The sequence below is a fragment of the Sphingomonas sp. M6A6_1c genome (genome assembly GCF_053345135.1).
Genome location: NZ_JBKEZO010000001.1, coordinates 111,563 through 128,397 on the forward strand (window position 1 = coordinate 111,563; position 16,835 = coordinate 128,397).

Annotated in this window: 14 protein-coding genes; 2 read left to right on the top strand and 12 right to left on the bottom strand. The window is 69.3% G+C overall.

The features are described from left to right. Positions 1–13: 13 nt before the first annotated feature. Positions 14–925, top strand: a complete 912-nt coding sequence (fmt, locus tag ACLBWH_RS00520; RefSeq protein WP_447795979.1) for a methionyl-tRNA formyltransferase — start codon at positions 14–16, stop codon at positions 923–925. Further along, positions 922–1,659: a tRNA pseudouridine(38-40) synthase TruA gene (gene truA / locus ACLBWH_RS00525; protein WP_447795981.1), complete on the top strand. Its 738-nt coding sequence runs from the start codon at positions 922–924 to the stop codon at positions 1,657–1,659. Before fmt ends, truA begins: the two co-directional genes overlap by 4 nt. Before the next feature lie 150 nt (positions 1,660–1,809). Here the strand turns inward: truA and ACLBWH_RS00530 are convergent, their stop codons facing one another. The 12 genes from ACLBWH_RS00530 to smpB all read right to left on the bottom strand — a co-directional run bounded on the left by ACLBWH_RS00530 (position 1,810) and on the right by smpB (position 16,768). Next, the gene (locus ACLBWH_RS00530; RefSeq protein ID WP_447795983.1) at positions 1,810–2,997 is read right to left on the bottom strand and encodes a class I SAM-dependent RNA methyltransferase; all 1,188 of its coding nucleotides are present in this window, start codon (positions 2,995–2,997) and stop codon (positions 1,810–1,812) included. Beyond that, positions 2,994–4,382: an NAD(P)H-hydrate dehydratase gene (locus ACLBWH_RS00535; RefSeq protein ID WP_447795985.1), complete on the bottom strand. Its 1,389-nt coding sequence runs from the start codon at positions 4,380–4,382 to the stop codon at positions 2,994–2,996. Before ACLBWH_RS00535 ends, ACLBWH_RS00530 begins: the two co-directional genes overlap by 4 nt. Then, positions 4,379–4,774 (bottom strand): hypothetical protein, encoded by a 396-nt coding sequence (locus ACLBWH_RS00540; RefSeq protein ID WP_447795987.1) that lies wholly within the window; start codon positions 4,772–4,774, stop codon positions 4,379–4,381. The genes ACLBWH_RS00535 and ACLBWH_RS00540 overlap by 4 nt, the downstream gene beginning before the upstream one ends. Continuing rightward, the gene (ilvD, locus tag ACLBWH_RS00545) at positions 4,761–6,479 is read right to left on the bottom strand and encodes a dihydroxy-acid dehydratase (RefSeq protein WP_447795989.1); all 1,719 of its coding nucleotides are present in this window, start codon (positions 6,477–6,479) and stop codon (positions 4,761–4,763) included. Before ilvD ends, ACLBWH_RS00540 begins: the two co-directional genes overlap by 14 nt. A gap of 43 nt (positions 6,480–6,522) precedes the next feature. Beyond that, the gene (locus ACLBWH_RS00550; RefSeq protein WP_447795991.1) at positions 6,523–7,437 is read right to left on the bottom strand and encodes a glycosidase; all 915 of its coding nucleotides are present in this window, start codon (positions 7,435–7,437) and stop codon (positions 6,523–6,525) included. Between the two features lie 11 nt (positions 7,438–7,448). Continuing rightward, positions 7,449–8,216 carry an SDR family NAD(P)-dependent oxidoreductase gene (locus ACLBWH_RS00555; protein ID WP_322849268.1) on the bottom strand — a complete coding sequence of 256 codons (768 nt, stop codon included), beginning with the start codon at positions 8,214–8,216 and terminating at the stop codon, positions 7,449–7,451. A gap of 258 nt (positions 8,217–8,474) precedes the next feature. After that, the gene (locus ACLBWH_RS00560) at positions 8,475–8,825 is read right to left on the bottom strand and encodes a response regulator (protein ID WP_322849267.1); all 351 of its coding nucleotides are present in this window, start codon (positions 8,823–8,825) and stop codon (positions 8,475–8,477) included. A 92-nt stretch (positions 8,826–8,917) separates the two neighbouring features. Continuing rightward, positions 8,918–11,293 (bottom strand): response regulator, encoded by a 2,376-nt coding sequence (locus tag ACLBWH_RS00565; RefSeq protein WP_447795994.1) that lies wholly within the window; start codon positions 11,291–11,293, stop codon positions 8,918–8,920. A 204-nt stretch (positions 11,294–11,497) separates the two neighbouring features. Then, positions 11,498–13,525, bottom strand: coding sequence for a M13 family metallopeptidase (locus ACLBWH_RS00570; protein WP_447795996.1), 2,028 nt, complete (start codon positions 13,523–13,525; stop codon positions 11,498–11,500). A 64-nt stretch (positions 13,526–13,589) separates the two neighbouring features. Next, positions 13,590–15,653: a M13 family metallopeptidase gene (locus ACLBWH_RS00575; protein ID WP_447795997.1), complete on the bottom strand. Its 2,064-nt coding sequence runs from the start codon at positions 15,651–15,653 to the stop codon at positions 13,590–13,592. A gap of 60 nt (positions 15,654–15,713) precedes the next feature. Further along, positions 15,714–16,265 (bottom strand): DUF2062 domain-containing protein, encoded by a 552-nt coding sequence (locus ACLBWH_RS00580; RefSeq protein WP_447795999.1) that lies wholly within the window; start codon positions 16,263–16,265, stop codon positions 15,714–15,716. 20 nt (positions 16,266–16,285) lie between these two features. Further along, positions 16,286–16,768, bottom strand: a complete 483-nt coding sequence (gene smpB, locus ACLBWH_RS00585) for an SsrA-binding protein SmpB (protein ID WP_038659218.1) — start codon at positions 16,766–16,768, stop codon at positions 16,286–16,288. Positions 16,769–16,835 lie beyond the last annotated feature (67 nt).

The window sequence follows — 16,835 nt, forward strand, 5'->3', positions numbered from 1 at the left end:
TTGAAGGCAGCCCATGCGGATCATCTTCATGGGAACTCCCGACTTCGCCGTACCGACGCTGGAGGCGCTGGTTTCGGCCGGACATGACGTCGTCGCGGCCTACAGCCAGCCGCCGCGGCCCGGCGGGCGGCGCGGGCGCGAGACGGTCGCCTCTCCGGTGCAGCAGCGCGCCGAGGCGCTGGGGATCGCGGTGCGGCATCCGGTCAGCCTGAAGGGCGCGGAGGAGCAGGCGGCGTTCGCGGCGCTGGACGCGGATGTCGCGGTGGTGGCGGCGTATGGGTTGATCCTGCCCAGGGCGGTGCTGGCCGCGCCGCGGTTCGGCTGCCTCAACGTCCATGGTTCGTTGCTGCCGCGCTGGCGCGGGGCGGCGCCGGTGCAACGCGCGATCCTCGCCGGCGATGCCGAGACGGGGGTCGGGATCATGCAGATGGAGGCGGGGCTCGATACCGGACCGGTGCGGCTGGAGGGGCGCGTGGCGGTCGATCGCAAGACCGCGGGCGAGCTGACCGAAGAGCTGGCGGCGTTGGGCGCGGGGTTGATGGTCGCGGTGCTCGGCGATCTCGATGCGCATCCGCCGGTGGCGCAGCCCGAGGCGGGCGTCACCTATGCCAGCAAGATCGACAAGGCGGAGGCGCGGATCGATTTCACGCGCAGCGCCGTGGAGGTCGAGCGGCTGGTGCGGGCGATGAACCCCGCGCCGGGGGCGTGGCTGGAGATCGCGGGCGAGCGGGTCAAGGTGCTCGGCGCCGACGTGCTGCCGTTCAGCTTCCCCGGCGGCGAGGGGACGACAGTGGACGATGCGCTGACGATCGCCTGCGGCGACGGCGCGATCCGGCCGATGCTCGTCCAGCGCGCCGGGCGCGGGGTGACGAGTACGGCGGAGTTGCTGCGCGGTTTTCCGGTGCGATCGGGCACGCAGCTTTGACGCGGTTCGCGCTGACGGTGGAATATGACGGCCGGCCGTTCATGGGCTGGCAGCGGCAGAAGCACGGGCCGAGCGTGCAAGCGGCGCTGGAGGAGGCGGTGTTCGCGGTGACCGGCGAGCGGACCGCGGTCCATGCCGCTGGGCGGACCGATGCCGGGGTGCATGGGCTTGGGATGCGCGCGCATGTCGATATCGCCAAGGATATCGCGCCGTTCCGGTTGATGGAGGCGCTGAACGCGCGGGTGCGGCCGGCGCCGGTCGCGGTGCTCGACTGCGTCGTGATGGCGGACGATTGGCATGCGCGGTTTTCGTGTCTCGGGCGGGCGTATGAGTATCGCATCGTCAACCGGCGGGCGCCGTTGACCTGGGAGGCGGGGCTGGCGTGGCAGGTGCCGCAGGTGCTCGATGCCGACGCCATGGCGGCGGCGGCGGCGGTGCTGGTCGGGCGGCACGACTTCACTACGTTCCGCTCGGCGCATTGCCAGGCGGACAGCCCGGTGCGGACGCTCGATCTGCTGTCGGTGACGCAGGCGGGGGAACGGATCTCGGTGCGGGCGGCGGCGCGGTCGTTCCTCCACCATCAGGTGCGCTCGATGGTCGGGTGTCTGGCGCTGGTCGGGATGGGGCGCTGGTCGGTGGAGGACGTGCGGGAGGCCCTTGAGGCACGGGACCGGGCGCGGCTGGGGCTCAATGCGCCGCCCGACGGGCTGTTCTTCGTATCGGCGGTGTATTGAGTTCACGCGAAGGCGCGAAGGCGCGAAGGCGCGAAGGTGTTGCGATCGGGGAAGCCGCGGGACATTCCCGCATGCGATTGCTCGTCTTCCGGTCGATCCGCTCGCCCTTGGCGGGACCTCTTCGCGCCTTCGCGCCTTCGCGTGAACCAATTACCGGATGAAGCGCGCCGCCAGTTCGACGTGGGTGGACCAGCGGAACTGGCCGACCGGCTGGACCCAGTCGATCCGCCAGCCGCCTTCGATCAGCAATTTCGCGTCGCGGGCGAAGCTCGACGGGTTGCAGGAGACGTAGCCGATCACCTTCGCCTGACAGGCGGCGAGCGCCTCGACCTGATCGCGCGCGCCGGCGCGGGGCGGATCGATGACGATCGCGTCGAAGCGGTCGAGCTCGGCCACCGTCAGCGGGCGGCGGTAGAGATCGCGGTGTTCGGTGAAGACCGGGAGCTGCCCCCTGCCCGCCGCGGATTTCAGCGAGAAGAGCGCGTCGCGCGCGCCCTCCGCGGCGTAGACGCGTGTCGGCAGCGCGAGGGTGAAGGTGCCGAGACCGGCGAACAGGTCGGCGATCGTCGCGGCGCCCTTGGTGGCCTCGCGCATCGCGGCGACGAGCGCGTCCTCGCCCTCCTGCGTGGCTTGCAGGAACGCGGCGGGCGGCAGCGGCACCGGATGGCCGCCGAGCGTGATCGTCACCGGCTGCGGCTCCCAGCGGGTCTCGGCGCCGATACCGCTGTCGAGCGTGAAGCGCGCGATGGCGTGGCGCTCGCAGAAGCTGGTGATCGCCTCGGCGGCAGCGAGGCCGTCGGCGGTGAGGTTGGTGACCATCACGTCCGGCCCCTGATCCGACAGCGTCAGGTGGACGTCGCCGCGGCGCTTGAAGCCGAGCTTCTGGAGCAAGGCGCGCAACGGGGCGACGACCGCGAACAGCTCCGGCGCGAGGATATGGCATTCGCGCATGTCGACGATCGCATGGCTCTTTTCGGCGGTGAAGCCGAGCGTGACGCGGCCGCCCTTCCCCTCAGCGTGCAGCGTCGCGCGACGGCGGGTGTTGGGCGGCGAGACGAGCGGCGGGCGCAGCGCGGCAGTCAGCTCCTGCCCGTCGAGCGCGCTGGCGACGCGGTCGGTGACGAAGGCGGCATAAGCGTCGTCGTCGAGATGCTGGAGCTGGCAGCCGCCGCATTCGGGGAAATGGCGGCACGGCGGCGCCTGGTGATGCGGGCCGTGGGTCAGTGTGCCGTCGGCGCCGAGCAGGTCGCCGGGCGCGGCGAAGGCGGCGTGGCGGCCGTCGGCGGTGACGCCGTCGCCGCGCGCCGCGACGCGTAAAATGGTGTCGGTGGAGGTCATGCGCCGGCTCTGGCCGGGGTGAGCGCATTTGCCAAGTCGTCGGCGATGAAGCTTTTCCCCGCCAGCGTCGCCGCCCGAGCGTGGAGCCAGACGCCGGCATCGGCGGCGGCGAGCGGATCGGCGTGGCCGTATGCGAGCTGCGCGGCGATCGTGCCGGCGAGCACGTCGCCGGTGCCGGCGGTGGAAAGCCACGGATTGCCGGCGGGATGGACGCGGGCGCCGGCGGCGCTGGCGACGATCGTCGTAGGGCCTTTGAGGACGACGATGGCGTCGGCGCGGGTGGCGGCGCTGCGCGCTTGATCGAGGAGCGAGCCTGCGGGGCTGCCGAAGAGTGCGCGGAACTCGCCGGCGTGGGGGGTGAGGACGACCGGGTTGCGGCGGCCGCGGAGCGCATCGGGGTCGAGCAGGTGGAGCGCGTCGCCGTCGATGACGAGCCGGTGCGTGTCGGCGGCGATCAGCTCAGTGAGCCGCGCGCGTGCCTCATGGTCGCGACCGAGGCCGGGACCGATCAGGATCGCGCCGATGCGATCGTCGGCGAGCGCTTCGGGGTCGTAGGGGCGGTGGACAATCGCATCGGGGCCGCCCTGCCCGCTGCCGCCGTAGAGCGCGACATAGCCGGCGCCACTGCGCAACGCGGCGACGGCGGCGAGGCGGGCGGCGCCCTCCATCGCGCCGGCGACGATCGCGACCATGCCGCGGGTGTATTTGTGCGAGGTCGGACCGGGGTGCGGAAGCGTCGGCCGGTCGGCCACCGTGACGGCATCGGGGCGGTCGATTGCGAGGTCGATCAGGCGGACGGTGCCGCAGGCGGCCGCGGCGGGGTGGAGGACGTGCGCGGGTTTGAGCGCGCCGAGCGCGAGCGTCAGCGTGACGGGGTGGTCCTTGGCCCAATCGGGGGCTCGGGCGGTGTCGGCATCGGTGCCGCTGGGCAGGTCGGCGGCGATGACGAGGCGGGCGGCGCGCGACAGACGGGCGAGCGTCGCGTCGATCTCCGGTGCGAGCGGACGCGTCACGCCGATGCCGAACAGGCAATCGATCAGCACCGGCGCGGGTGTCGCCTCGGCGAGCGCCTCGATCGGGCCGGTCCAGCCGGCGCGCGCGGCGATGGCAGCGTCGGTCTTCGGCGGAGCGCTGGCGGCCACGCGGACCGGGTGGCCGAGGCGGGCGAGCGTCGTCGCGGCGACATAGCCATCGCCGCCGTTGTTGCCGGGGCCGCAGACCACGAGAACGTCCGTACCGATGGCGAGGCGGCGCGCGGCGGCGGCGATGCCCTCCCCCGCCCGCTGCATCAGCGCCTTTACCGACGTGCCCGCGGCGATCGCGGCATTCTCGGCGGCGCGCATCTGCGCGGCGGTGAGGATCGGCTGGCCGTCGATCGCGATCATCGGGCGGGCTTGATCGTCGCGGGGAGACGGTAACGATCGGTGCCGAGCGCGACGTCGATCGTGCCGGGTTCGGGGATCGTCACCTTCGCCGGTTCGGCGCCATCCGCCGCGACCACGCCGCGGCCGTCGCGCGTCACCAGCAGGCGGTGGAAGCCGCCGTCCGCATGGCGCAGGGTGAGGATCAGGCCGCGTTCGCTCTGCGTCTGCTCGACGGTGCAGTCGCGCTTGAGCGCTTCACCGCCGCGCGCGCAGAGGATGTTGCCGTCGTCCTCCGCCGCCTCCGCCTGCGCCGATTCCACCTGGGCCAGCGCGTTGTCGCCGGCATGCGGATCGCTGCAGGCGGCGAGGAGCAGCAGCGCCGCTCCTGCGCCCCGGCGATCAGATATCCGCATAGACGTGGGTTTCGGCTTTGGCGCCGGGGTGGGTGACAGCGCCCTGCCAGGCAGGACCGACGTTCTGGGCATAGCGCCACAATGCGCCCGAGCCGTAATCGTTCACCCGCGGCTGCCAGGCGGCGCGGCGCGCGGCCATCGTCGCGTCGTCGACGAGCAGGTCGATCGTGCCGGCCTCGGCATCGATGCGGATCGTGTCGCCGTTCTCGACCAGGGCGATCGGGCCGCCCTCGGCCGCCTCGGGGCCGACATGGCCGATGCAGAAGCCGCGCGTCGCGCCCGAGAAACGGCCATCGGTGATGAGCGCAACCTTCTCGCCCATGCCGAGGCCGTAAAGCGCGGCGGTGGTCGACAGCATCTCGCGCATGCCCGGGCCACCCTTCGGCCCTTCGTAGCGGATGACGAGCACTTCGCCTTCGTTGATCGAACGCGCTTCGACCGCGGCGAAGCAATCCTCCTCGCAGTCGAACACTCGCGCCGGCCCTTCGAACTGGAGGCGGTGCATGCCGGCGACCTTGACGATGCCGCCATCGGGGGCGAGGCTGCCGAGCAGGCCGACGACGCCGCCGGTCGGGCTCAACGGCGTCTTGACGTCGTAGATGACCTTCTGGTCGGGGTTCCACGTCACCTGATCGATGTTCTCGCCGAGCGTCTTGCCGGTGACGGTGATGCAATCGCCGTCGAGCAGACCGCCGGCGAGCATCGTCTTCATGAGCATGTAGACGCCGCCCGCCTCGTACATGTCCTTCGCCACATATTGCCCGCCGGGCTTGAGGTCGGCGATATACGGCGTCGACTTGAACGCCTCGGCGACGTCGAACAGGTCGAAATCAATACCAGCCTCGCTCGCCATCGCCGGCAGATGCAGCGCGGCGTTGGTCGAACCGCCGGTGGCGGCGACGACGCGCGCGGCGTTGATGAAGGCGGCGCGGGTGCAGATGTCGCGTGGGCGCAATTGCTTGGCGACCAGCTCCATCACCTGCGCGCCGGCGGCGACGGCGATCTGCTCGCGCGTGCTGTACGGCGCGGGGACCATGTTGCTGTTGGGCAGGCTGAGGCCGATCGCCTCGCCGACGCAGGCCATGGTGTTGGCGGTGAACTGGCCGCCGCACGCGCCGTGGCCGGGACAGGCGACCTTTTCGAGTTCGTGCACCTCCGACAGCGGACAGGCGCCGGCGGCATATTTGCCGACCACCTCGAACACGTCGACGACGGTGACGTCGCGGTTCTGGAAGCGACCGGGCAGGATCGAGCCGCCGTAGACGAAGATCGACGGGATGTTGAGGCGCAGCATCGCCATCATCATGCCGGGCAGCGACTTGTCGCAGCCGGCGAAGCCGACCAGCGCGTCGTAGCAATGGCCGCGGACCGACAGCTCGACCGAATCGGCGATGACCTCGCGGCTGACCAGCGACGCCTTCATCCCCTGATGGCCCATGGCGATGCCGTCGGTGACGGTGATCGTGTTGAAGCGGCGCGGCATGCCGCCGCCCTGGATCACGCCGGCCTGCGCGGCATCCGCCTGGCCGTCGAGCGTGGTGTTGCACGGCGCCGAATTGTTGCCGGCGCTGGCGAGCGCGACGAAGGGCTTGGCGATATCCTCCTCGCCGATGCCCATCGCGTAATAATAGCTGCGGTGCGGAGCGCGTTCGGGGCCGACCGAGACGTGGCGGCTCGGCAGGCGGGACTTGTCAAACTGGGTCATGGCGACGCCCTATGTCGCGGGAGGGCCCTTCAACGCAAGCTTGTTACGCGTAATATCGGATGCGGGCGCGACGCAGGATGCGATCCTCCAGCGAAAAATAGAGGGAGATCATGCCGTCCTCGATGACGGTCGAGGCGGCGAAGGCGATGTCGGTCTTGGCGCGATCCTCGGGCGGGGGCGGCAGGATGACGGGTTCGAGCCCGCGACCGGCTACCGCAGCGAAATCGGGCGAGAAGCTGATCCAGCCGATCCGCCAGCGCGCGTCGAGCGTCGCGCCATTGTAGAACATCACCGGATCGGCGCCGGGCAGGCAGCAGACCGGGCCGGTCGACAGATGCCAATTGTCCCACGAATCGGCGCGGATCGGAAAGGGATCGGCAAGCGAGGTCCAGGGTTCGCCGAGTCGCGCGGCGCGGGCGATGCCGACGCGCGAGGCGCCGATGCCGCGTTCCTCCGCGACGGCATATTCGTAGAACAGGCGCCAGTCGCCCGCCGCGGTCTGCGCGAAGGTCGCTTCCTTGATATTGCCCTCGCCGGCCGGGGCGGCGAGCGCGACGCGGCGCTTGACCAGCGTGTCGAGCGTGGCGCCGCTCGCGGCGATCAACACACCCTGCGAGCGGGCGGCGTCGACGCCGGTGTAATAGACGACATAGCCGCCGTCGTCGGCGATCAGCACAGTAGGGTCCTCGCAGCCGCCGGCATCGGCGTCGGCGGGATCGGTGCCCGGCGCGATCGCGAGCTGCGCGTCGAGCGTGAAGTGGAGGCCGTCGTCGCTCCAGCCGCTGGCGATCAGGCCGGTGGGATCGGCGGGGCCGAGCGGATCGGGAACGCCGCGCACCAGCATGCGGTACCGGCCCTGCTCCCGCCAGACGAAGGGGCTCATCAGGTCCATGCCGTCGATCGGCGAGCCGGGGGCGATGGTGACGGTGTCGAGGGCCTCGACGGCATAAGTGGGCATCGGGGGCGCTCCTATGCGCCCTGCGCGATGACGAGGGACAGCGCGCCGTCGATCGTGACGGTGGTGCCGGTGATATAATCCGCCGCGGGCGAGAGGAGGAAGGCGACGAGCGTCGCGACCTCGTCGGCGGTGCCGGCGCGGCCCCAGGGGATGTTCGCCTCCAGCTTCGCGCGATAGGCGGCGTCCTCCACCGCATGCGCGTTCATCGGGGTCAGGATCATGCCCGGGGCGATGCCGTTGACCGCGATCCGCGACGGCGCGAGTTCGAGCGCCAGCGTCGCGGTGAGCTGCGCGAGGCCGCCCTTGGCCGAATCGTAATCGGCCCCACCGGGGCGCGGTGCGCGTTCGTGGATCGAGGAGATGTTGACGATGCGGCCGCCGGCCTTCGCCGCCTCGGCGGCGCGGACGAAGCGGCGGCAGGTGAGGAACGGGCCGTAGAGATCGGAACGCAGCACGCGGTCGAACTGGTCGAGCGGCATGTCGACCAGCTTGGTGCCGGCCATGTTGAGGCCGGCGGAATTGACCAGCCACGTCGCGGTGCCGAACCGCGCCTCGGTCTCTGCGAAGAGCGTTTCGACCGCGGCTTCGCTGGAGACGTCGCATTGCACGGCATGGGCGCGCGTCTCGCCGCCGGCCGCCTGCGCGACCGCCGCTGCGGCGGCGGCGTCGCGGAAATAGGTGAAGACGACGCGGGCGCCGGCCTTGGCGAGCGCCGCGACGCAGGCCGCGCCGATGCCGGATTCCCCGCCGGTGACGATCGCAATCGGTTCGCCTGCCACATCTGTTCCTTCTTGAAAGCCTCGATCGGTCAATGCGATCGGAAGGACCTTCGTTCCGGTGACAAATGCGTCATGCGTACGCGGGGCGCGAATGTCGCTTCGCGCGATCGCCTGTCCTGTCGACCGTCGCCATACTTCTTCCGCTGTTCCCGCGAAGGCGGGAACCCAGAGCCAAGCAAGGAAACCTCCGTTAGCGCGCGAGACTGCTGGGCTCCCGCCTGCGCGGGAGCACCGGCCGAGTTTTGCGGAGGTCCCGGCCTAGAGCGCGTCCAGCGCCTTCGCCACGCCGTCCATAGTGAACGGCTTTTGCAGCACCGGGCGATCGCGGAACTGCGCGTCGACGCTGTCGTCGCTGCCGCCGGTGGCGAAGATGAAGGGGATGTCGCGTGCAGCCAACGCTTCGGCGATCGGCGTGCTCTTCTCGCCGCCGCGCAGGTTGACGTCGAGGATCGCGGCGTCGATGCCGCCGTCCGCGACCCGCGCGAGCGCGCCCGCGACCGTGTCGACGGTGCCGGCGGACGTCTTGTCCAGGACCTCGAGAAAATCCTCGAGCATCATCGCAATGAGAGGTTCATCCTCGACGATGAGGATCTGCGTAGGGGAAGCCATCCTGCGCCCTTACCCGCGGTCGTTGCGCAATGCCAACAGATGATTTCGCGGAACCTGTCCCGTTCCTGCCGCGGCGCGCCGTGGCGACGGCATCACCGCCCGACCAGCACGTCCCGCGCCGCCTCGGCGAGCTGCTGGACGCTGAACGGTTTGGGCAGGAAGGCGACGTTGTCGAGGTCGATCGAGCGGCGCAATTGCTCCTCGGCATAGCCCGACATGAAGATGATCGGCAGGTCGGGATAACGGTCGCGGGCGTGGCGGACCATCGTCGGGCCGTCCATCGTCGGCATCACCACGTCGCTGATCAACAGGTCGGGGCGGCCGTTGCGGTCGAGCAGCTCCAGCGCCGCCTCGCCATTCTCCGCGGTCATCACGGTATAGCCCTGGCGGGTCAGCGCGCGCTCGGCGACGGCGCGGACCATGCCTTCGTCCTCGACCAGCAGGATCGTGCCGGTGCCCCACATCTCCACCGGCTTGGGACTGGGCCGCGAGGCGGGGACGCGGGTGACGGTGCCCGCGGCGTGGACCGGCAGGTACATGGTGAAGGTGGCACCCTGCCCCGGCTTCGATTCGGCGAAGATCCAGCCGCCCGATTGCTTGACGATGCCGTAGACGGTCGACAGGCCGAGACCGGTACCCTTGCCGACCTCCTTGGTGGTGAAGAAGGGTTCGAAGATCTTGGGCAGGATCTCGGGGGGAATGCCGCCGCCCTCGTCGCTGACGACCAGGGCGGTGTAATCCGCGACGGGCAGGATGTCGGAGGCCATCGCGCGCACCTCGGTGGCGGTGACCGACTTGGTCTGGATGGTCAGCGTCCCGCCACCGCCCGGATTGTGCGCGAGCATCGCATCGCGCGCGTTGACCGCGAGGTTGACGACGACCTGTTCGAGCTGGCCGGGATCGGCGCGCACCGCGCCGAGGTTGCGGCCGTGCGTGACGTCGAGGCGGATCTGTTCGCCCATCAGCCGCTTGAGCAGATTGGAGACCTCGGCGACGACATCGGGCAGTTGCAGCGTCTGCGGACGCAGCGTCTGCTGGCGGCTGAACGCGAGCAACTGGCGGGTCAGGCTGGCGGCGCGGTTCGAGTTGGTGCGGATCTGCTGGATATCGTCGTAGTCGCTGTCGCCGGGCGAATGGCGCATCATCATCAGGTCGCAATGGCCGATGATCGCGGTCAGGATATTGTTGAAATCGTGCGCGACGCCGCCGGCGAGCTGGCCTACCGCCTGCATCTTGGTCGCCTGCGCGACCTCACGCTTGAGGCGGCTCTCCTCGCTATTGTCCTTGAGGCTGAGCAGCACCGCGGCATCGCCCAGTCCGCGCGCGCCGGCGATGGTGAGCGCGACCGGCTCCTCGGGGTGGCTCTTGAGGCGCACCGCCATGTCGGAGGAATGCGTGGCACCACCGGCGAAGCGGCGGATCGCATCGGCGACCGCGGCCTTGTCCTCGCGCACGACGAGATCGCCCGGGTAGAGCGGCGGGGTGCGCGCGTCGACACCCGCGGCGCGGATGAAGGCGTCGTTCATCTGGAGGAACTTGCCCTCGCGATCGACCAGCGCCATCCCGAACGGCATCAGGCTGACGAGGCTGCGCACGTGCGCCGAGGCCGAGGCGCCGATCGCGGGCGCGCTATCCTCGTCGTCGAGCAGCGCGACGAGCACCGGCGCATCCTCCGAATCCATGAAGGGGATCTGGACGACGCGCAGCGGCGTGCCGTCGAGCCCCTCGCGCTCGAAGCGGACGAGGCCGCGGCTGTCGGTGATCAGCAGCCGGGCGAAGTCGCGGCCCTCCAGCCGCTCGCCGCCGCCGAGCGCGCGCTGGGCCAGCACGCGATTGGCGGCGCGGACGCGGCCGTCGGGGCAGATCAGCGCCGCCATCACCCCGGCGCCACCGAGCCGATCGCCGGTCGCGCCCTCGATCAGCGCCTCGGTCGAGGCGGCGACGTCCTGCTCCTCGGTGACGCTGAACCGCCAGACGAGCATGTCGCCCTCGTCGCCGGCGCGGGTGATGCGCGCGCAGACGCGGTGGACGCCGACCTGAAGGTTGCGGACGACGCCATTGCCTTCGCGCCAGGCGATGCGGCCGGCGTTGCCGAGCAAGGCCACGCCGTCATTGTCGAGCGGCAGGCCGGGCGGGGTCGGGAAACCGGCGAACAGCGCCTCATAGGCGTCGTTGGCGCAGACCAGCCGGCCGGCACGATCGGTGATCGCGACCGCGTCGCTGCTCGCCTGCGCGACGGCGCGGGTGAACTCCCAGTCGATCGTACGCGGCTCGGTGGCGTGCTGCGGCGTCAGCAGCCGCCAGGCGAAGACCATGCCGGCGGCGATGATCCCGATCGCGAGGAAACCCGCCGCGGCGACGAGGCTGCCGACGACGGCGAGGATCAGCACCGCCGCGGCGAGCGTGATCGCGCCGGCGAGCAGCGCAGCGGTGCGGGTAGGGTTATCGAGGATCGGGGACGACGCCATCTCCGCGCCGTCATCGCGGGATCGGGCCGGTCAGGTCAAGCGATTGGTGGCGGTCCGGCGCAGCAGCAAGCCGTTGCGGCGTATTGCTTCCTTTCCGCGATGGCCAAATCCCCCGCGGGGCGGGCGATCACGCAGCGACCGCCGTCACCCCGAAACGACTCCGGGTGACGGCTTGCCTCTGGCGATCGCCGGAACCCCGTCCTGCTACCAGATGCGCACGCGCTGTTCGGGCGGCAGGACGATCTTGCCGGTCGGGGCGGGCTTGAACGCGGCATACCAGGGGTCGAGGTTGCGGACGACCCAGGTGCGCTGCTGCGACGGGCTGTGCGGATCGGTCATCAGCCGCTGCTTGAGATTGGCCTCGCGATAGTTGCGGCGCCAGACCTGCGCCCAGCCGAGGTAGAAGCGCTGGTCGCCGGTCATGCCGTCGATCACCGGCGCCGCGCGCCCGTTCAGCGACGTCTTGTACGCATCATAAGCGACCGACAGGCCGGCGAGATCGGCGGTGTTCTCGCCGAGCGTGAGCGCGCCCTTGACGTGCATGCCGGGCAGCGGCTCGTAGGCGTCATATTCGGCGACGAGCTTGGCGGTGAGCGCCTTGAAGCGTGCGACGTCCTGCGGCGTCCACCAATCGGTGAGCTGGCCCTTGGCGTCGTATTTCGAGCCCTGGTCGTCGAAATGGTGGCTGAGTTCGTGACCGATCACCGCGCCGATGCCGCCGTAATTCACCGCCGGATCGGCGTTGGGATCGAAGAACGGCGGCTGCAGGATCGCGGCGGGGAACACGATCTCGACCATGCCGAAATTGGCATAAGCGTTGACCGTCATCGGCGTCATGCCCCATTCCCAGCGCTGCAACGGCTTGCCGAGATGGCCGATGTTATAGGCGTAGCGCCATTCCGCCGCGCGGCGTTCATTGCCAAAGGCGTCGCCGGGGACGATCTTCAGCGCCGAATAGTCGCGCCAGCGGTCGGGATAGCCGATCTTGGGGGTGAAGGCGGCGAGCTTGGCATGCGCCTTGACCTTGGTCTCCGGCGCCATCCAGTCGAGCTTGTCGATGCGCGTACCCATCGCCGCCAGCACGTTCCTGACGAGGCTGTCGGCCGCCGCCTTGGTCTCGGGCGGGAAATATTGCGCGACATAGACCTTGCTGACCTCGTCGGACAGCGCGCCGCTGGTGAAGCCGACCGCGCGCTTCCAGCGCTCCTCCTGCTGCGGCGTGCCCGAGAGCAAGGTGCCGTAGAAGGCGAATTGCTCCTGATCGAAGGCGGCGGGCAGCACGTCGGCGTAATTGTCGAGGCTGCGGATCAGCAATTGGTCCTGCAGCACCGCGATCGGAACGTCGGCGATCAGCTTGGCGATGCCGGTGATCGCCGAAGGCTGGCTGACGTTGAGGCTGTCGACCGGCGTGCCCAGCGCCTTCAGATAGGTGACGAAGTCGAAGCCCGGCGCGCTGCGCGAGAGGTCGGCGACGCTCGTCTTGTTATAGGTCTTGTTGGCGTCGCGGCTGTCGATCCGCGTCCAGCTCACCTGCGCGATCTGCGTCTCGAAGTCGACCAGCGCCTTGGCGCGTGCCGCGGCATCGGTTTCGCCGGCGAGGGTGAACATCTTGGCGATATGCGCCTCATAGCCCGCCTTCTCCTTGGCGTTCTTGGCGTCGAGGTAATAATCGCGATCGGGCAGGCCGAGGCCGGCCTGACGGATGCCGACGATATAGACTTCGGGGCTCTTGGCATCCTGGCCGACGCCGGTGCCGAACGGCGTGCCGACTCCCTGCCGCGCCGCCTTGGCGATCAGCGTCGGATAGCTCGCCTTGGTCGCCGCCTTGATCTCGGCGAGCCACGGCTTGATCGGGGCCAGGCCCTTCTTCTCGATCCCCGCGGTGTCGAGATAGGTCGCATAAGCGGTGCCGATCTTCGACCCGCGCGTCCCAGCGGCGGTGTCGAGGATGCCGCGGGTGCGGTCGCGCGACCGATCGGCGAGCACGTCGAACGCGCCGAAGCTCGATTTGTCGGCGGGGATCGCAGTCGTCTTGGCCCAGGTGCCGTTGGCATATTCGTAGAAATCGTCGCCGGGCGCGACCGCGGTGTTCATGCCGGCGGTGTCGAAGCCGTAGGTGCCGAGTTCGGGCTTGCCCGACGTGACGGCGGCCGGCGCGGGTGCCGTCTGGGCGTGGACGATGCCGGCAAGCGCCGGTGCGCCGAGCAGCCCGGCGATGAGGAAGGACTTCATAACGTCTCCGGAAACGAAAAACGCCGCCCGCTCTTGTCAGAGCGGGCGGCGGAAAAGCGAAGGATTACCAGATCTTGATGCGGTCGGCGGGGGCGAGATAATATTTCTGCCCCGGCTTCACGTCGAACGCCGGATACCAGGCGTCGAGGTTGCGGACGACATAGGCGCGCCACTGGCCCGGCGTGTGCGGATCGGTGGTGAGCTGGTTCTTGATCGAGGCTTCGCGCGCCTTGGTCTGCCAGACCTGGCCGAAGCCCATGAAGAAGCGCTGGTCGCCGGTGAAACCGTCGAGCACCGGCGGCTTCTTGCCCTTGAGCGACAGCTTGTACGCGTCATAGGCGACGTTGATGCCGGCGAGATCGGCCATATTCTCGCCGAGCGTCAGCTTGCCGTTGACGTGGCTGCCCGCGATCGGCTCGTAGGCGCCATATTGCGCGACGACCTTGTCGGTCAGCGCGGTGAAGCGCTGGACGTCGGCGGGCGTCCACCAATCGGCGAAATTGCCCTTCGGATCGAACTTGCGGCCCTGATCGTCGAAGTGATGGCTCAGCTCGTGGCCGATCACCGCGCCGATCGCGCCGTAGTTCACCGCCGGATCGGCATTGGGGTCGAAGAACGGCGGCTGGAGGATCGCGGCCGGGAAGACCACCTCGTTCATCAGCGGGTTGGCGTAGGCGTTGACCGTCTGCGGCGTCATGAACCATTCGCTGCGGTCGACCGGCTTGCCGATCTTGTTGAGCTGGCGGTTGTATTCGAATTCGGCGACGCGGTCGGCATTGCCCAGCACGTCACCCTTGACGACGCGCAGCGCGGTATAGTCGCGGAACTTGTCGGGATAGCCGATCTTCGGCGTGAAGGCGGCGAGCTTGGCGCGCGCCTTCACCTTGGTCTCGGGCGCCATCCATTCGAGCTTGGCGAGGCGCGCGTCCATCGCGACGATGAGGTTGTGGACCAGCTCGTCGGCCTTGGCCTTCGCCTCGGGCGGGAAATATTTCTGGACGTAGATCTGGCCGACCGCCTCGCCGAGGCTGCCGTTGACGAGGTCGACGCCGCGCTTCCAGCGCTCCTTGAGCTGCGGCGTGCCGTTGAGCGTCGTGCCGAAGAAGGCGAACTGGGTGTTGACGAAGTTCGACGACAGCAACGGTGCGGCGTTGGAGATCGTGTGGAACGCCAGATATTCCTTCCACACCGGCAGCGGCGTGGCGGCGATGATCTTCGCGGTGCCGGTCAGCGCCGAGGGCTGGCCGACGATGACGCGGGTCTGCGCGCCGAGACCCTGCGCGGTGAGCATCGCCTTCCAGTCGAAGCCCGGCATGCTGGTCGCGAGATCGGCGACCTGCGCGGGGTTGTACCCCTTCTCGACCTGGCGCAGCTCGGCGCGTTCCCAATGGACCTGCGCGATCTGCTTTTCGAGATCGTAGATGCGCTGCGCCGAACCCTGCGGGTCGGGCTGGCCGGCCATGCGCAGCATGTCGGCGATATAGGTGACGTATTTGGTCCGCGCCTCGGCGAATTTGGCGTCGTCCTTGAGGTAATAGTCGCGATCCGGCAGGCCGAGGCCACCCTGGCCGAGATAGACGGCATAGACCGTATTATCCTTGAGGTCCTGCTCGACGCCGGCGCCGACCGGCACGTCGATGCCGTGCATCGTCGCCTCGCCGAACGCCTTGGCGAGATCGCTCTGCGAGCGGATCGCGGCGATCTTGGCGAGATAGGGCTTGAGCGGCGCGGCGCCCGCCGCCTCGATCGTCGCGGCGTCCATGAAGGTCGCATAGGTGTCGCCGATCTTGGCGGCGACGGGATCGCTGCTCGGGCTGGCCGCCGCGCCTTCGATCACCGCTTTGGTGCGGGTGTCGGACAGGTCGCGCAGGATGCCAAAGCCGCCCCAGCTCGCCTTGTCGGCGGGGATTTCGGTACGCGCCATCCACGCGCCGTTGATGTAATTGTAGAAATCGTCGCCGGGCGCGATCTTGCGATCCATCGCGGTCAGGTCGACGCCGAAATCGCCGAGCTTCGGCTTGCCATCGGTGGCGACGGGTGCCGTCGCGGAGCGCGCATTGGTCTGCGCATAGACCGCGCCGGATGCGGCCGAAGCGAGCAGAATGGCGGCAAGTACCTGTTTACGCATCAAAATCCCCCTGTCTTGTCGAATATTATGCTGCGTGTTGTACCGGCTTGGCACGGCCCGTCAAACCCGGTTTGGCGCATGACGGTGACGCCATTTGCGCGCGATCCACAGCCGCCAGCCGAACGCGCTCAACGCATAGCCGAGGCCGGCGCAGACGCTGGTCAGGATGACGAGGCCGAGTGCGAACGCCGGCCCCTTGTCCCACAGCCAGCCGAGCGCGCCGGTGACGCGGTGCAGCCAGTCGGTCGCCTCCGCCACCGGCTGGACGATCGCCGGCGCGTCGCTGTGCAGCACCCAGGCGCCGATGCGATAGGCGAGGAACCACAGGAAGGGCGTGGTCAGCGGATTGGTGATGAAGGTGGTGAGCGCGGCGACCGGGACGTTGGCGCGGAACGGCAGCGCGAACAGCGCGGCGATCGCGATCTGCGCGACCGGGAACAGGAAGCCGGCGACCATGCCGAGCGCGACGCCGCGCGGCACCGACCGGCGGTTGAACCGCCACAGGCCCGGCTCCATCACCCGATGCGCGACCGGGCGCAGCAGCCGGTTCGATTCCATCGATTCGCGCGTCGGCATGTTGCGACGACACCAGGCGACGCTCTTGTGGAACATGCTCGCGTCGGTCGCCGGGGTCAGCCGCGGTCGCGCATGATGCGGCCGGCTTCGCGCTTCCACTCGCGTTCCTTGATCGCGGCGCGCTTGTCGTGGTCCTTGCGGCCCTTGGCGAGCGCCAGCTCGACCTTCGCCCGACCACGGCCGTTGAAATAGACGCTGAGCGGGACCAGCGTCATGCCCTCGCGTGCGACGGCGCCGTGGAGTTTGTTGATCTCGCGCTCGTGGAGCAGCAATTTGCGCGGACGCTTGGCTTCGTGGTTGAAGCGGTTGCCGTGGCTGAATTCGGGAACGTTGGCGTTGACCAGCCACACCGATCCGTCGCGCACCTCGGCATAGCTCTCGGCGATACTGCCCTCGCCGAAGCGGAGCGACTTCACCTCGGTGCCGGTGAGCGCGATGCCCGCCTCGTAGACGGTGTCGATCGTATATTCGAACCGGGCCTTGCGGTTCTCGGCGACGATCTTCTTCTTGTCGAAGGTGGCAGGTTTGGGACGCGACATGTGGGGGCGATGTAGGAGGTGTTGCGAGCGAGGGGAAGCGGGGGCGGCTGATATCGTTTGGACGGTC

What these genes read in the sequence shown, in the direction of transcription:
- ACLBWH_RS00560 (WP_322849267.1), bottom strand. Translation starts at nt 8,825, where the DNA reads ATGGCTTCCCCTACGCAGATCCTCATCGTCGAGGATGAACCTCTCATT.
- ACLBWH_RS00530 (WP_447795983.1), bottom strand. Translation starts at nt 2,997, where the DNA reads ATGACCTCCACCGACACCATTTTACGCGTCGCGGCGCGCGGCGACGGC.
- ACLBWH_RS00550 (WP_447795991.1), bottom strand. Translation starts at nt 7,437, where the DNA reads ATGCCCACTTATGCCGTCGAGGCCCTCGACACCGTCACCATCGCCCCC.
- ACLBWH_RS00575 (WP_447795997.1), bottom strand. Translation starts at nt 15,653, where the DNA reads ATGCGTAAACAGGTACTTGCCGCCATTCTGCTCGCTTCGGCCGCATCC.
- ACLBWH_RS00540 (WP_447795987.1), bottom strand. Translation starts at nt 4,774, where the DNA reads ATGCGGATATCTGATCGCCGGGGCGCAGGAGCGGCGCTGCTGCTCCTC.
- ilvD (WP_447795989.1), bottom strand. Translation starts at nt 6,479, where the DNA reads ATGACCCAGTTTGACAAGTCCCGCCTGCCGAGCCGCCACGTCTCGGTC.
- ACLBWH_RS00580 (WP_447795999.1), bottom strand. Translation starts at nt 16,265, where the DNA reads ATGTTCCACAAGAGCGTCGCCTGGTGTCGTCGCAACATGCCGACGCGC.
- fmt (WP_447795979.1), top strand. Translation starts at nt 14, where the DNA reads ATGCGGATCATCTTCATGGGAACTCCCGACTTCGCCGTACCGACGCTG.
- ACLBWH_RS00570 (WP_447795996.1), bottom strand. Translation starts at nt 13,525, where the DNA reads ATGAAGTCCTTCCTCATCGCCGGGCTGCTCGGCGCACCGGCGCTTGCC.
- ACLBWH_RS00535 (WP_447795985.1), bottom strand. Translation starts at nt 4,382, where the DNA reads ATGATCGCGATCGACGGCCAGCCGATCCTCACCGCCGCGCAGATGCGC.
- smpB (WP_038659218.1), bottom strand. Translation starts at nt 16,768, where the DNA reads ATGTCGCGTCCCAAACCTGCCACCTTCGACAAGAAGAAGATCGTCGCC.
- ACLBWH_RS00565 (WP_447795994.1), bottom strand. Translation starts at nt 11,293, where the DNA reads ATGGCGTCGTCCCCGATCCTCGATAACCCTACCCGCACCGCTGCGCTG.